We start from the raw sequence: 13,515 nt of genomic DNA on the forward strand, positions 1-13,515 counted from the left end.
CGCTCGCGCAGTTCGTCAGGGTACTTACGGGGAGCAGCCATGATCGGCATCCTTCCGGGTCTTCGATGTCTCCATCAAACCCGGGGCGATTCACAGGTCGTACTCGGCCTGTGACAGGTACGTGTTCGTGATCAGGCCCTGTACTGCGCCCGGCTGAGGGATGGGTACTTTCTGCGTGAGTTTGAGTTCGCGGCTGCCGTCAGCGCGTTCCGCATGGCGCAGTCGCAGACGTGTCCCCACGAGATACCGGTCGGTGATCACGCGGGTCATCGTGATCGATGACGCTGCCGGCGGCTCGGCCAGCAGGAACCGCCTTTCCCGCTCGACGCGTGCGTACTTCCCCGGGCGAACCGACTGTCCTTGAAGCCCACCGGTCTTCTCTGTCATGGACCAGATTCAACGGCCCGGCAGCGGGCCAAGGGGGACAACCTCCCGCGCGTGTCCGACCGGACCGGTGACGTCGTGCAGGACGGGGCTCGTGATGCGCCGGCCGCTCGGGCCGAAGGTGACGCTGGTGTCCAGGCCGGCCCAGCGGCCTTCGGCGACGATAACCATGGCTTCGATCAGTTCGACGGTGCGGCCGGGCCGGACCGTCGAACTGGATCTCGCACCCGTCGAGGGCGATACGTCCGAGGATGTCGTATTGCCCAGGGGCGCACGCGATGGTGCCGTGAGCAACCGGACACCCTGTCGGCCCCGTTCGCTGCCGGTACCGATCTCGTGCGCCGACGGGCCATACCGGCCTCCCGCGCCCCACCAGCGTGGCGGGGGCTCGACGCGGGCCCCCGATTTGGCACGGGCCAACTTGCGTAATATTCCGAGGCTTTTGAGTAGGTGGCGCCCCGTGGGGAGGTACGGCGGCGGCGACCGTGCCGCAGGCCGAGGGATGTGTCATTGTGCCCCGGCCGCGGCGGCCGGGGCCGGGATGTCGCGCAGGCCCAGGCGCAGGTGCTCCACGTGGTACAGGGCCTGCTCCAGGAGTTCGGCGACGTGGTTGTCGTAGAGGGCGTAGATGACCGAGCGGCCTCGGCGCTCTCCGGTGACAAGGCCGAGGTTGCGCAGCAGGCGCAGCTGGTGGGAGCAGGCGGACTGCTCCATTCCCACGGCGTCGGCGAGTTCCGTGGCCGCGCACGGGCCTTCCTGGAGCCGGGTCAGGATGCGCAGCCGGGAGGGGGTCGCCAGGGCCTGGAGCGTGGCGGCCACGTCGGCGGCACCCACGGTTTCAAGGCGCTCGCGCGCGGTGGCGGTGGTCTTTGTGTCAGCTCCATGACCCATGCCCCTCATCCTACGGAGCCGCATCCATGAACGCATGAAAGAGTGTTCATCTGGTCCTGTACGGTGGGGGGAGGCAGCGGCATACCCGGCTGCCCGCCCCCCGTCATGCCATCGTGAAGGACTTCCGTTTCCGATGACCTCCACACTCGCCCCGGCCCCGGCCGACCGGGCCGCCCTTCCGCACGAGGGCGGTGCTCCTCGGCGCCGCACCCGGGTCTTGGCGCTTTCAGAGGCGCGCTGGGCGGCCGCGGCCACCGTCCTCTTCCTGCTGGCGCTCCCGCTGCAGCTGACCGGCGCCCCGGTGTGGGTGTGGGGTCCGTTGTACGCGCTGACGTATGCGACCGGTGGCTGGGAACCCGGCTGGGCGGGCCTGCGGGCGCTCAAGGAAAAAACCCTGGACGTCGACCTGCTGATGGTCGTGGCTGCGCTCGGAGCGGCGGCGATCGGGCAGATGATGGACGGTGCGCTGCTGATCGTCATCTTCGCGACCTCGGGCGCCCTGGAGGCGCTCGCCACGGCGCGGACCGCCGACTCGGTGCGCGGTCTGCTCGACCTGGCACCGGCCACCGCCGCCCGCGTCGACGCCGACGGCGGCGAGACGACCGTGGCCGTGGTGGATCTGGCCGTGGGAGACACCATCCTCGTACGGCCGGGCGAGCGCATCGGCGCCGACGGACAGGTGCTCGACGGGGCAGGCGAGGTCGACCAGGCGACCATCACCGGTGAGCCGCTGCCCGTGGTCAAGGAGAAGGGCGACGAGGTCTTCGCCGGCACCCTCAACGGAACCGGCGCCCTGCGCGTACGGGTCGAGCGCGACGCGTCCGACACGGTGATCGCCCGGATCGTGCGCCTGGTGGAGGAGGCGTCCGAGACCAAGGCGCCCACCCAGCTGTTCATCGAGAAGGTCGAACAGCGCTACTCACTCGGCATGGTGGCGGCGACGCTCGCCGTGTTCCTCGTACCGCCGGCCTTCGGAGTGAACCTCACCGACGCTCTGCTGCGCGCGATGACCTTCATGATCGTGGCATCGCCGTGCGCCGTCGTCCTGGCCACCATGCCGCCGCTGCTGTCCGCCATCGCGAACGCCGGACGGCACGGGGTGTTGGTCAAGTCGGCCGTGGTCATGGAGCGGCTGGGCCAGGTCGACGCGGTGGCACTCGACAAGACCGGCACGCTGACCGAGGGCACCCCGCGCGTCATCGATGTGCGGCCGCTGACCCGATTCGGGCCGGGCGAGGAGCAGTTGCTGATGCTCGCAGCCGCGGCGGAGCACCCGAGCGAGCATCCGCTGGCCCGAGCCGTCGTGGACGCCGCGCGCGAAAAGGGGCTCGCCCTGCCGGTGGCGCGAGACTTCGAATCCACACCGGGCGTCGGGGTGAGGGCCACCGTCGACGGGTGCGTGATCGCGGTCGGAGCCCCGGCCAGGCTGCTCCACCGGGCCGCCGACCCCGCTTCCACTCGTGCGGTGGTCCTTGCCGCGGAGTTGGAGGACGGCGGACGGACGGCGGTGCTGGTGACGGTGGACGGCGTGCCGGTGGGCGTACTCGGCATCGCCGACCGGCTGCGCCCCGACGCCACCGGGACCGTCGCCGCGCTGACGTCGCTCACCGGGAGCGCGCCCGTGCTGGTGACCGGGGACAACCCGCGCGCCGCGGCCCGTCTCGCCACCGAGGTCGGTATCGAGGACGTACGGGCCGGGCTGTTGCCCGAGGACAAGGTGAGCGCGGTCAGAGATCTGGAGAGCCGGGGCAGCAGGGTGATGGTGGTCGGTGACGGCGTCAACGACGCCCCTGCCCTCGCCGCCGCCCACACGGGCGTCGCGATGGGTCGCGCGGGTTCCGACCTGGCTCTGGAGACCGCGGACGCGGTGATCGTCCGCGACGAGCTCGCCACCGTCCCCGCCGTGATCTCCCTGTCCCGGCGTGCCGGGAGGCTCGTCGTCCAGAACCTTGTCATCGCCGCGGTCTTCATCGCGGGCCTGGTCGTCTGGGACCTCGTGGGCAACCTGCCGCTGCCGCTCGGCGTCGCGGGCCATGAGGGCTCCACCGTCATCGTCGGCCTCAACGGTCTGCGGCTGCTGCGCGAGGCGGCCTGGAAGCGGGCCGCCCAATGAGCCGCCGCAAGGCTCCCGTCCAGACGGCGCCCCGGTGCACGGTCACCGTCTGCCGCGGCTGCTGCTGTGGCACGGCCAAGATTCCCGGCGTCGACCACCCCGCTCAACTCGCATCATTGAAAGCGGAGTTGGTGGACGTCGCCCAGGTGCGCGCGGTGAACTGCCTCGACGCGTGCGAGCAGGCCAATGTCATCGTCGTACAACCGTCCTCGGCCGGGCGGGCCGCGGGCGGCCGCCCGGTCTGGCTCCGGCTGGTCAACGACACTGATGCGACGGCGGACATCGCCGCATGGGTCCGGGCGGGCGGACCGGGTCTCGCCGATCCGCCGATAATCCTCGACCTGTACGAGTTCGGTCCATCTCGCCGTATACGGCGGGCCGTCGAGGGCTGAGCGGCGCGGGACTGCGTTTCCCCCGCCGTCGGCCTGCGGGCCGAAGATGCCGCCGCGGGCCCAACCCCCTGCACCTGCCCACCTGGGCGTGTGCTGCGTGCGGCACGGTCCACGACCGGGGTCACAAAGCCGCAGACAATATCAAAACGGCCGCCGGACTGGTGGTGGCGGCCTGTGGAGCGCAGGTAGGACCGGAACCCCTTCCTGCATCGAGCGGCGAAGCAGGAAGCCACGGAATCCGCACCCGCACATGCCGCGTTGCGGCACAGTACCCTGAACGGAGGGCCAGAATCCTCGGGCCTCGGCCCGAGGAGCTAGCCAGGGTTTCGCGACCGGTGGCCGGGTAGTCGGTGCGCCATGGGCGACGGTCGCCTTCGGGGCACGCTGAGCAGACGGTCCGCCGCACGCACTCGCCTGTGTTTCGAGGGCTGGATCGCGGGGATCGGCATGTCGTCCGGTACCCGTGTGGTGGTGGGGCACTGGGCGCGATCGCCGTTCGGCCCGTTCAGCGACGTGATGCTCGAGCGCCGGGACGGTCACCGTGTCCTGCTGGCCCCTTCGTCGCGGACAGCTGCCTTCCTCGCCGACACGTACACCTTCGACGAAGTACGGGTGGTACCTGTCGGGGTGGATGTGACAGGGACGAAGTGGACGGTCGCGGCGTCCTCCCTGGACCTACGCTTCACCACCGGCCGCATAGGCCTCGTGGGACTCCTTCTCACAGCCGTGCCCGCTCCGCTTGCCGCCCGTCCGGCCTGGGCGTGGCTGGTGTCCTTTCCCGCTCGAGTGCTGCGGGGGGTGCGGACCTGCGGCAGCGCGGGCGCCGGCCGCTACGAGTGGTACGGGGCGAAGGGCCTGTATCCCGTCATCGCCGCCGACGCCTCCTACGAGGGCCAGGACCTCGGCTTGCTCACTCCGGTCGATCCCCCCGTGCGGTTCGGTTTCGGCTCGACCCCCCGGAGGCCTTGCGTCGTGCGCGTCACCACCACGGTGGCCCTCGCCGGCAATGAATTGAGGCGTGACAAGAACTTGGGTCGTGCTCAGAATGCTTCCGAGAGAAGGCGGAGGTGAGAAATCGAGGCACGCTGCGCACCATCCCCTTCCCGCGCAACCAGGAGACCCATCACCCTCTTCACAAGATTCAGGCGTCGGCCGACGCAGCACCTCTCTGCCACCGACCTGCCCGAGGAGTGTGAGCGGCTGCGGGCGGAGAACGGGCACCTGCAGCACGCCGTGACCGCGCACGGCCTCGTCGACCAGGCCCATGGGTGCCGTGGTCGTCCTGGGCCAGATCCCGCCCGAGGAAGCCTGGCGGGTCCTGCGGGACGTCTCGCAGCGCACCAACACCAAGCTCCGGCTCGTCGCCGAACACATCCTGGACCTCGCCGAGGGCGGTGACCTGCCCCAGGAGAACTGGATGAGTTGAGGCGGGCCATCGACCGCTACAGGTGCTGCTCCACCACCGAGGTCACCGAACGCAGACTGGCGGACGTCTTCCGGCGCGACTCGCAGGTGCAGCCACCGGGCACCCCGCCGCAGGCGGCCGCACCAGGGCGAGCGGCGGGCAGCGCGGGCATCCCTCCCTCGCCCGCGGAAGCCGCTGAACGCGCAGCCGCCGTCGTTCCGGCGTGTTGAACGGTCGGCCGCGGGCACTGAGAGACGATGGGTTCTCCTCGAACAGCCGGAGGCCGGGCCGGACAGGGAGGGGCTGCATGGAGCAGCGGGTCACGCAGGAGAGGACCGGCGACACGTCCACCGCGGCTGCGTCCCACGTCGGTGGATCGTCCCGGGGCCGCGACGCCGCCGACGTGCGTCGGCGGATTCCTCGCACCGACGCCGTGCTGCGTGATCCGCGTCTGTCGGAGGCGATGGGCCGACTGGGCTCGCGTGTGGTGAAGGCTGCGGTACGGCAGGCGCAGGAGCAGGTACGCGACGGCAGTATCCCGCCGGAACAGGTGGAGGATGCGGCGGTCGCCCTGTTGCCCCGTACGGTCGGCGGGCTTCGGCCGGTGATCAATGCCACGGGCGTGGTGCTGCACACCAACCTGGGTCGGGCGTCGCTGTCTCAGGCGGCCCGGCAGGCGGTGCGGGAGGCTGCGGGGCCCACGGACGTCGAGCTGGACCTGCGGACCGGCGTACGGGCCCGCCGCGGGCGCACCGCACTGAAGGCGCTGTGCGAACGGGTGCCGTCCGCCGCCGCAGCGCATGTCGTCAACAACGGTGCCGCCGCACTCGTCCTGGTGGCCACCGCGCTCGCCGCCGGCAAGGACATCGTCATCAGCCGGGGGGAGATGGTGGAGATCGGGGACGGCTTCCGGCTGCCGGACCTCCTGGTTTCCACCGGGGCCCGCCTCCGCGAGGTCGGCACCACCAACCGCACGACGGCTGCCGACTACGCGGCCGCGATCGGCCCGGAGACGGGTTTCGTGCTGAAGGTGCACCCCTCCAACTTCCGCATCACCGGGTTCACCCGAGCCGTCGTTGCCGGCGAGCTGGCGGCGCTGGGCGTCCCGGTGGTCGTCGACATCGGATCCGGGCTGCTCGCCCCCCATCCGCAGCTGCCCGAGGAGCCCGACGCCGAGACCCAGCTGCGGGCCGGTGCCGCACTCGTCACCGCGAGCGGCGACAAACTGCTCGGCGGACCTCAGTGCGGACTGCTCCTGGGCGAAGAGGAGTTGGTGCGCACCGTGTCGCGCCATCCGCTGGCACGTGCCCTGCGCGTGGACAAGCTGACCCTGGCCGCGCTCGAGGCGACGCTCACCGGTCCGCAAACCCCGACCGCGGCCGCGCTGGCCGCCGACCCGGGAGGGCTCAGGGACCGCGCCGACCGGCTCGCCGCAGCCCTGAGCGCCGACGGCATCGACGTACGGGCGGTGGAGAGCGCCGCGACGGTGGGCGGCGGCGGTGCACCCGGTGTGACGCTGCCGAGTGCCGCGCTGTCCGTGCCGGAGTCGTACGCCGGTGTGCTGCGCACGGGCTCCAGCCCGGTGGTCGGGCGCCTGGAGGCGGGGCGGTGCCTGCTGGACCTCAGGGCGGTGCCGCCCGAGGACGACGAGCGGCTGGCCGAGGCCGTGCGGTCGGCCGCGGGGAGGTAGGCGTGATGCGGGTTCTGGCCACCGCCGGACACGTCGACCACGGCAAGTCCGCCCTCGTGCGGGCGCTCACCGGGATGGAACCCGACCGCCTGGAGGAGGAGCGGCGCAGGGGGCTGACCCTCGATCTCGGGTTCGTGTGGACCCGCCTTCGCCCCGACGAGGAACACATCGCCTTCGTGGACGTACCCGGCCACGAGAGGTTCGTCGCGACCATGTTGGCCGGGGTCGGCCCCGTGCCCGCGGTGCTGTTCGTGGTGGCCGCCGACCAGGGCTGGCAGCCACAGTCGCAGGAGCACCTGGCGATCCTCGACGCGCTCGGGGTGCGGCACGCCGTGCTGGCGGTGACCCGCAGTGACCTTGCGGACCCCGAACCGGTGCGTGCCGACGCCGTCGAGCGTATCGCCGCCACCTCGCTGGGTGCGGTGCCGTCCGTCGCGGTGAGCGCGGTGAGCGGCGCCGGACTGGACGACCTGCGCGCGGAACTGGCCGGGCTGGCACGTTCGCTGCCGGACCCGCCCCCCGACGCGGACGTGCGGCTGTGGCTGGACCGCGCCTTCACGGTACGCGGCCACGGCACCGTGGTGACCGGCACGCTGGGAGCGGGCACACTGCGCGCCGGTGACCGGCTGGTGACGGGCGACGGTTCGGCTGTCCTGAGGGTGCGCGGTCTGCAGTGCCTGCACGAGGAACGGTCCACCGTCAGCGGTGTGGCGCGCGTGGCGGTCAACGTGCACGGCCCCCTGGACGGTGTTCTGCGGCGGGGGCAGGTGCTGCTGACACCGGACCGCTGGCTGCTCACCGAACTGATCGACGCACGAATCGCCGGCGATCGGGCCGACGACCTGCCCAGGACGGTCAGCCTGCACATCGGTACGTCCGCCGTCGCGGCAACGGTGCGTCCGCTGGGCGAAGACACCGCCCGACTGGCACTGAGCCGAGCGCTGCCCCTGCGGATCGGAGACCGGGCCGTGCTGCGGGAGCCGGGTGGTCGGCGTGTGCCCTGCGGCGTGACCGTGCTGGACGTGCGCCCGCCGCGACTGGCCCGCCGTGGCGCGGGGCGCGCCAGGGCCGCGGAGCTCGCCGCCATGACCGGTCGTCCCGACGGTGCCGCGGAGCTGCGGCGACGCAAACTCGTCCGCCGGTCGGAGTTGCTGGCGATGGGGGTGGCGCCCCCCGCCGTGCCTGTGGCCGGGGACTGGCTCGCGGATGAGGTCCACTGGGCGGGCCTGCGCGAGCGACTGGCCGCCGAGGTGGAGCGGTACGCACAGCGGCAGCCGCTGGAGCCGGGCCTGCCGTCCGAGGCGGCCCGCCGCCTGCTCGGCCTGCCCGACCGGGCCCTGGTCGACGCGCTCGCCCAGACGCCGGGCACGTGTGAGCTGCTGTGTAAGCAAGGCCGGTTGTACGCGCCCGGCAGCATCGAGCCCACCCTGCCGCCGCCCGTCCAGGCGGCCGTCGACGCCGTGCGGCGCGAGCTGGCGCGGGCACCGTTCCGCGCGCCGGAGGCAGACCGGCTGAGGGAACTGGGGCTCACCCGCAAGGCGGTGGCCGCCGCGGTCTGCGCCGGAGCGTTGCTGGCGGTGACCGACGGCATCGTGCTGCTTCCGGGCGCGGGGGACCAGGCCGCCGCCGTCCTGCGCCGACTGCCCCAGCCGTTCACCCTCAGCGAGGCCCGCCGGGCCCTGGACACCACACGCAGGGTGGCCGTGCCACTGCTGGAGTTCCTGGACGCCCAGGGCTACACGGAGAGAGTCGACGACCGGCGTCGGCGCTTCCGATCCGGCGCGGGCAGCGGAGGCGGACGGGAATCGAACCCGCCTGCCCGAGATCCTCGGGCACCTCGGTTTTGAAGACCGGGAGGGCCACCAGGCACCCACACGCCTCCACCGCCCGCCAGGGTATCGGAACGGCTCGCCACCACCCCCACCGACCACACTGCCGCACCCCCACAGGAGGACCGGTATGACCACGACCCGCGAAACGCCCGTACGGCTCACGCAGTTCGCCCACGGCGGCGGCTGCGCCTGCAAGATCCCGCCCGGTGAGCTGGAGGATGTGCTCGGTGGGCTGTCGGCAGCGCCGACCGCGAGCGAGACGCCGCTCCTCGTCGGACTGGCCACCGGGGACGACGCTGCCGTCGTCGCGTTGCCCGCCCGGGCAGGCGCCGCCGCGCAGGCCGTGGTGTCCACGGCCGATTTCTTCACTCCCGTCGTCGACGACCCCTACGACTGGGGGCGCATCGCCGCGGCCAACGCCCTGTCCGACGTGTATGCGATGGGCGGCCGCCCGGTCCTCGCCGTCAACCTCCTGGCATGGCCCCGCGACGTGCTGCCCTTCGACCTGGCCCGCGAGGTGCTGCGCGGCGGGCTGGACGTCGCTGCCGAGGCGGGCTGTCACATCGGCGGCGGGCACAGTGTGGATGACCCGGAGCCCAAGTACGGCATGGCCGTCACAGGCCTGGCGGACCCGGCACGGCTGTTGCGCAATGACGCAGGCCGGCCCGGGATGCCGCTGTCGCTGACCAAGCCCCTCGGTCTGGGCGTGCTCAACAACCGGCACAAGGCCACGGGCCGGCGGTTCGAGCAGGCGGTCGATACGATGGTGACCCTCAACCGGGATGCCGCAGCCGCTGCCCTGGACGCCGGAGCGACCTGCGCCACCGACGTGACCGGCTTCGGGTTCCTCGGCCACCTGCACAAGCTGGCGCGGGCTTCGGGCGTGACCGCGGTCGTCGACACCGCCGCCGTGCCGTTCCTGGAGGGGGCCCGAGAGGCGGTGCGGGACGGATACGTGAGCGGCGGCACCAGGCGGAACCTCGAGTGGGTGGCGCCGTTCACGGACTTCGGGGACACGGACTCCGACACCCGTCTGCTCCTGGCCGACGCGCAGACCTCGGGCGGGCTGCTCGTGGCGGGGGAGGTGCCCGGGGCGCCGGTGGTCGGGGAGCTCGTCCCGCGTGGTCCGCACTCGCTCGTGCTCAAGTAGTGGACGGGAACCGGCCCTTCGCGGTCAGAGCTCGGTGCCGGTGTGTTCGTCGATGCCTGCCCGCGCCCGGTAGGTGCGCACCAACTCGACCGCGGCCGGACCCCTGGGACGGCGTCCCGGCCGGATGTCGCACGCGAAGGCCTTGGACTCCTGGATATGGGTGTTGGGGTCGAGGGACATGTGCAGCAGTTCGTTGGCCGCGTCGCCCGTGCTGTAGCCGTTCGGCCCCCAGTGGTAGGGCAGCCCTACCTGGTGCAGCGTACGCCCGTGGACCGTCAGGGGCGGCACCCGGTCGGTGACCAGGACGCGAGCCTCGATGACGTTGCGGGCGCTGACGATCGTCGCCCAGCCGGTGTGCTCCAGCCCGCGCTCGGCGGCGAGTTCCGGTGACACCTCGCAGAAGAACTCCGGCTGCAGCTCCGCCAGGTAGGGCTGCCAGCGGGACATACCGCCTGCCGTGTGGTGTTCGGTGAGCCGGTAGGTGGTGGCGACGTAGGGGAACACCTCCGATCCGGGTTCGTCGCCGCTGGGCTGGTAGCGGTTGTCCGGGTGCGAGGGCAGCAACTGCCGTACCGGATTACGTTGCTGGCCGTACAGCAGGTTCGGGAAGGGCGATTCCTGCGGCTCGTAGTGGGTCGGCAGCGGCCCGTCGGTGAGCCCGGACGGAACGTACAGCCAGGCCTTGCCGTCGGCCTGCATGATGAACGGGTCGGTGCCCGACAGCGCCGCGGGGCCGGTCGCGTCCTTGGGCGGCCGGTGGTCGGGGGACTTGTCCTTGGCGAAGTCGGGGACGTCGTGGCCGACCCATCCCGCCTGGTCCTGGTCCCACCACACCAGCGCCTTGCGTTCGCTCCAGGGCCTGCCGTCCGGGTCGGCCGATGCGCGGTTGTACAGGATGCGGCGGTTGGCGGGCCACGCCCAGGCCCACTCGCCCGCGACCCAGTTCTGGTCCTTGCCCGGCTTGCGGCGCGCCGCCTGGTTGACGCCGTCGGCGTAGACCCCGCAGTAGATCCAGCAACCGCAGGCGGTGGAGCCGTCGGGCTTGAGTTGTTCGTACGACGCCAGCGGGTTGCCCTCGGCGTCGTGTCCGTTGATCTCGGCGAGGACCGCTTCCGCCTCCGGTTCGGCGTGCTCGCCCTTGGTGACGTAGTTCCAGGTCAGGTCGAGCACGGGCCGGTCCATCGGGTCGGTGGACCCGGCGAGCTTCTCCCGGATGATGCGCCCGAGGTGGAACGTGAACCACAGGTCGCTGCGGGCGTCGCCGGGCGGCTCGACGGCCTGGTGGTGCCACTGCAGCAACCGCTGGGTGTTGGTGAAGCTGCCGTCCTTCTCGGTGTGCGCGGCGGCCGGCAGGAAGAACACCTCGGTACGGATGTCCTCGGTGCGCAGCTCTCCGGTCTCGATCTCCGGGCCGTCCTTCCACCAGGTGGCCGACTCGATCAGCGAGAAGTCCCGTACGACGAGCCAGTCCAGGTTGGCCATGCCCAGGCGCTGCATCTTGGCGTTGGCCGAGCCGACCGCCGGGTTCTCTCCCATCAGGAAGTAGCCCTTGCAGGTGCCCGACAGCTGGGACATGACCGTCTCGTAGGTGGAGTGGCTGCCCGTCAGGCGCGGCAGGTAGTCGAAGCAGAAGTCGTTGTCGGGGGTCGCGGCACTGCCCCAGTACGCCTTGAGCAGGCTCACCAGGTAGGAGCGCATGTTGCCCCAGTATCCCTTGCGGGCCGCCTCGGCCCGCACGAAGGCGTCGAGGTCCTGGTTGTGGTGCGCGTGCGGCATGGGAATGTAGCCGGGGAGCAGGTTGAACAGCGTGGGGATGTCCGTCGAGCCCTGGATGGAGGCGTGCCCACGCAGGGCGAGGATGCCGCCGCCGGGCCGACCGATGTTGCCGAGCAGGCTCTGCAGGACGGCGGCCCCGCGAATGTACTGGACGCCCACGGTGTGCTGCGTCCAGCCGACCGCGTAGGCGATGGCAGTGGTCCGCTCGCGTCCGGAGTTCTCCGTGACCAGTTCGCACACCTGGCCGAACAGGTCCTGCGGCACACCGCAGATCTGCTCGACCATCTCGGGGGTGTAGCGGGCGTAGTGCCGCTTGAGGACCTGGAAGACACAGCGCGGATGGGACAGCGTCTCGTCGCGCTCAGGTTCGCCCTCACCGATGGCGGCGCCGCCCGCGCCGTGGGCCTCGCCGCGTGCGGCCTCCGCGACAGACCTGCCGCCGCCGGTGCGCTTGTCGTACTCCTGGTCGCGTTCTCCCGAGGCCGCGTGCACCTCCGTCCCCTCGTACTGCCAGCTGCTGTTGTCGTAGCTGTGGCTGTCGGGGTCGAAGCCCGAGAAGAAGCCGTCGAGGTCCTCGGTGTCGCGGAAGTCCTCCCTCAGCACGACGGGCGCGTTCGTGTAGGCCACCACGTAGTCGCGGAAGTACTTGTCGTTCTGCAGGACGTAGTTGATGATCCCGCCGAGGAAGGCGATGTCCGAGCCTGCCCGCAGCGGCACATGCACGTCGGCCAGCGCACTGGTGCGGGTGAACCGCGGATCGACATGGATCACCTTCGCTCCGCGGGCCTTGGCCTCCATCACCCACTGGAACCCGACCGGGTGGCACTCGGCCATGTTCGAACCCTGGATGAGGATGCAGTCGGAGTTCTGCAAGTCCTGCTGGAAGGTGGTCGCGCCGCCGCGTCCGAACGAGGTTCCCAGACTGGGAACGGTGGAGGAGTGTCAAACGCGCGCCTGGTTCTCGATCTGAATGGCGCCAAGGGCGGTGAACAGCTTCTTGATCAGGTAGTTCTCTTCGTTGTCGAGCGTGGCCCCGCCCAGGCTGGCGATGCCGAGGGTGCGCCGGGTGCGGGTCTCGTCGACCTCCCACTGCCAGCCGGCCCGGCGTGCCTCGATCACCCGGTCGGCAATCATGTCCATGGCCGTGTCGAGGTCGAGACGCTCCCATTCGGTGCCGTGCGGGCGCCGGTACAGGACGTGGTGCTCGCGAGCGTCGCCCGTGGTCAACTGCAGACTCGCCGCGCCCTTGGGACACAGACGGCCGCGGGAGATGGGGGAGTCGGGGTCGCCCTCGATCTGTGTGACCCGGTCGTCCTGGACGTACACGTTCTGGCCGCAGCCCACGGCGCAGTACGGGCAGACCGACTTGACCACGCGGTCCGCGGTGGCGGTCCGAGCGGTGAGCCGGGCGCTGGCACCGCTCTTGGCCGCGGCCCCGCGGCCCAGTGGATCCGTCCCCTTGAGCTGGCGGTAGACCGGCCAGGAGTCGATCCATGTGCGTACGCCCATGTCCTCCGCCCTCTCGGTGCTCGCTGCCTGCCGTCCCGTGGTACTCCTGCCGCAGATTCTCCCGCAGCCGGGCGAACACGGCATCCTGGAAGGCCATGTGGCGGCGCGGGCATCTCCTTGCGGCTCGGCTGCTGCTGAGTACCCGCCGCGCGCAGCACCAAACGACTGCCTCGTCGCCTGTAGTGTCCGGGTGACCTCGGTGCCGAACAGCGCGACGGGAGTGGTCGGATGCCTGCCATCCGGGTGCTTCGTGGGAACCGATCACCCCTGCTGGTCTTCGACGCGGAGGAAACGCTCACCGCCATGCGGCCCGGACGACACCACCCGGGCGGTGTCGTCCGGGCCGGGATCGAGGGTTGCTTACAGGCGCACG

At 71.4% G+C, this 13,515-nt stretch carries 10 protein-coding genes, 1 tRNA gene and 1 pseudogene; 7 read left to right on the forward strand and 5 right to left on the reverse strand.

The genetic code is table 11. The features are described from left to right. Positions 1–90 precede the first annotated feature (90 nt). From ACZ3TS_RS27515 to ACZ3TS_RS27525, 3 genes are all read right to left on the reverse strand, one after another. Positions 91–387, reverse strand: coding sequence for a hypothetical protein (locus ACZ3TS_RS27515; RefSeq protein ID WP_467622953.1), 297 nt, complete (start codon positions 385–387; stop codon positions 91–93). 9 nt (positions 388–396) lie between these two features. After that, complete coding sequence (locus ACZ3TS_RS27520; RefSeq protein WP_467622955.1) at positions 397–555, reverse strand: hypothetical protein; 159 nt, start codon at positions 553–555, stop codon at positions 397–399. Between the two features lie 336 nt (positions 556–891). Then, positions 892–1,275, reverse strand: coding sequence for an ArsR/SmtB family transcription factor (locus ACZ3TS_RS27525; protein WP_467622957.1), 384 nt, complete (start codon positions 1,273–1,275; stop codon positions 892–894). Positions 1,276–1,408: 133 nt separating this feature from the next. Here ACZ3TS_RS27525 and ACZ3TS_RS27530 point away from each other — a divergent pair, with 133 nt between their 5' ends. The 6 genes and pseudogenes from ACZ3TS_RS27530 to ACZ3TS_RS27555 all read left to right on the forward strand — a co-directional run. After that, entirely contained in the window at positions 1,409–3,388 is a 1,980-nt protein-coding gene (locus ACZ3TS_RS27530; RefSeq protein WP_467622960.1) for a heavy metal translocating P-type ATPase, read from the forward strand. Next, a complete protein-coding gene (locus ACZ3TS_RS27535; RefSeq protein ID WP_467622962.1) occupies positions 3,385–3,780 on the forward strand; it encodes a (2Fe-2S) ferredoxin domain-containing protein in 396 nt (131 codons plus the stop codon). The genes ACZ3TS_RS27530 and ACZ3TS_RS27535 overlap by 4 nt, the downstream gene beginning before the upstream one ends. A gap of 447 nt (positions 3,781–4,227) precedes the next feature. Next, the gene (locus tag ACZ3TS_RS27540) at positions 4,228–4,851 is read left to right on the forward strand and encodes a hypothetical protein (protein ID WP_467622965.1); all 624 of its coding nucleotides are present in this window, start codon (positions 4,228–4,230) and stop codon (positions 4,849–4,851) included. Between the two features lie 193 nt (positions 4,852–5,044). Then, complete coding sequence (locus ACZ3TS_RS27545; protein WP_467622967.1) at positions 5,045–5,206, forward strand: ANTAR domain-containing protein; 162 nt, start codon at positions 5,045–5,047, stop codon at positions 5,204–5,206. Between the two features lie 286 nt (positions 5,207–5,492). Next, a complete protein-coding gene (selA, locus tag ACZ3TS_RS27550) occupies positions 5,493–6,875 on the forward strand; it encodes an L-seryl-tRNA(Sec) selenium transferase (RefSeq protein ID WP_467622970.1) in 1,383 nt (460 codons plus the stop codon). A gap of 5 nt (positions 6,876–6,880) precedes the next feature. Then, a pseudogene (locus ACZ3TS_RS27555) lies at positions 6,881–8,629 on the forward strand (SelB domain-containing protein); the annotation flags it as partial. A 34-nt stretch (positions 8,630–8,663) separates the two neighbouring features. On the opposite strand, the gene ACZ3TS_RS27560 reads toward ACZ3TS_RS27555, so the two are convergent. Further along, a tRNA-Sec gene (locus tag ACZ3TS_RS27560) sits at positions 8,664–8,757 on the reverse strand. 77 nt (positions 8,758–8,834) lie between these two features. Here ACZ3TS_RS27560 and selD point away from each other — a divergent pair. Beyond that, positions 8,835–9,857 carry a selenide, water dikinase SelD gene (gene selD / locus ACZ3TS_RS27565; RefSeq protein WP_467622973.1) on the forward strand — a complete coding sequence of 341 codons (1,023 nt, stop codon included), beginning with the start codon at positions 8,835–8,837 and terminating at the stop codon, positions 9,855–9,857. A gap of 24 nt (positions 9,858–9,881) precedes the next feature. Here the strand turns inward: selD and fdh are convergent, their stop codons facing one another. Next, entirely contained in the window at positions 9,882–13,142 is a 3,261-nt protein-coding gene (gene fdh / locus ACZ3TS_RS27570; RefSeq protein ID WP_467622975.1) for a formate dehydrogenase, read from the reverse strand. Positions 13,143–13,515: the final 373 nt, after the last annotated feature.

It is taken from the genome of Streptomyces sp. NPDC022910 (genome assembly GCF_055561075.1).

Coding starts and splice junctions, on each gene's coding strand:
- selA (WP_467622970.1), top strand. CDS start 5,493: ATGGAGCAGCGGGTCACGCAGGAGAGGACCGGCGACACGTCCACCGCG.
- ACZ3TS_RS27525 (WP_467622957.1), bottom strand. CDS start 1,275: ATGGGTCATGGAGCTGACACAAAGACCACCGCCACCGCGCGCGAGCGC.
- ACZ3TS_RS27515 (WP_467622953.1), bottom strand. CDS start 387: ATGACAGAGAAGACCGGTGGGCTTCAAGGACAGTCGGTTCGCCCGGGG.
- ACZ3TS_RS27530 (WP_467622960.1), top strand. CDS start 1,409: ATGACCTCCACACTCGCCCCGGCCCCGGCCGACCGGGCCGCCCTTCCG.
- selD (WP_467622973.1), top strand. CDS start 8,835: ATGACCACGACCCGCGAAACGCCCGTACGGCTCACGCAGTTCGCCCAC.
- ACZ3TS_RS27520 (WP_467622955.1), bottom strand. CDS start 555: ATGGTTATCGTCGCCGAAGGCCGCTGGGCCGGCCTGGACACCAGCGTC.
- ACZ3TS_RS27535 (WP_467622962.1), top strand. CDS start 3,385: ATGAGCCGCCGCAAGGCTCCCGTCCAGACGGCGCCCCGGTGCACGGTC.
- ACZ3TS_RS27540 (WP_467622965.1), top strand. CDS start 4,228: ATGTCGTCCGGTACCCGTGTGGTGGTGGGGCACTGGGCGCGATCGCCG.
- ACZ3TS_RS27545 (WP_467622967.1), top strand. CDS start 5,045: ATGGGTGCCGTGGTCGTCCTGGGCCAGATCCCGCCCGAGGAAGCCTGG.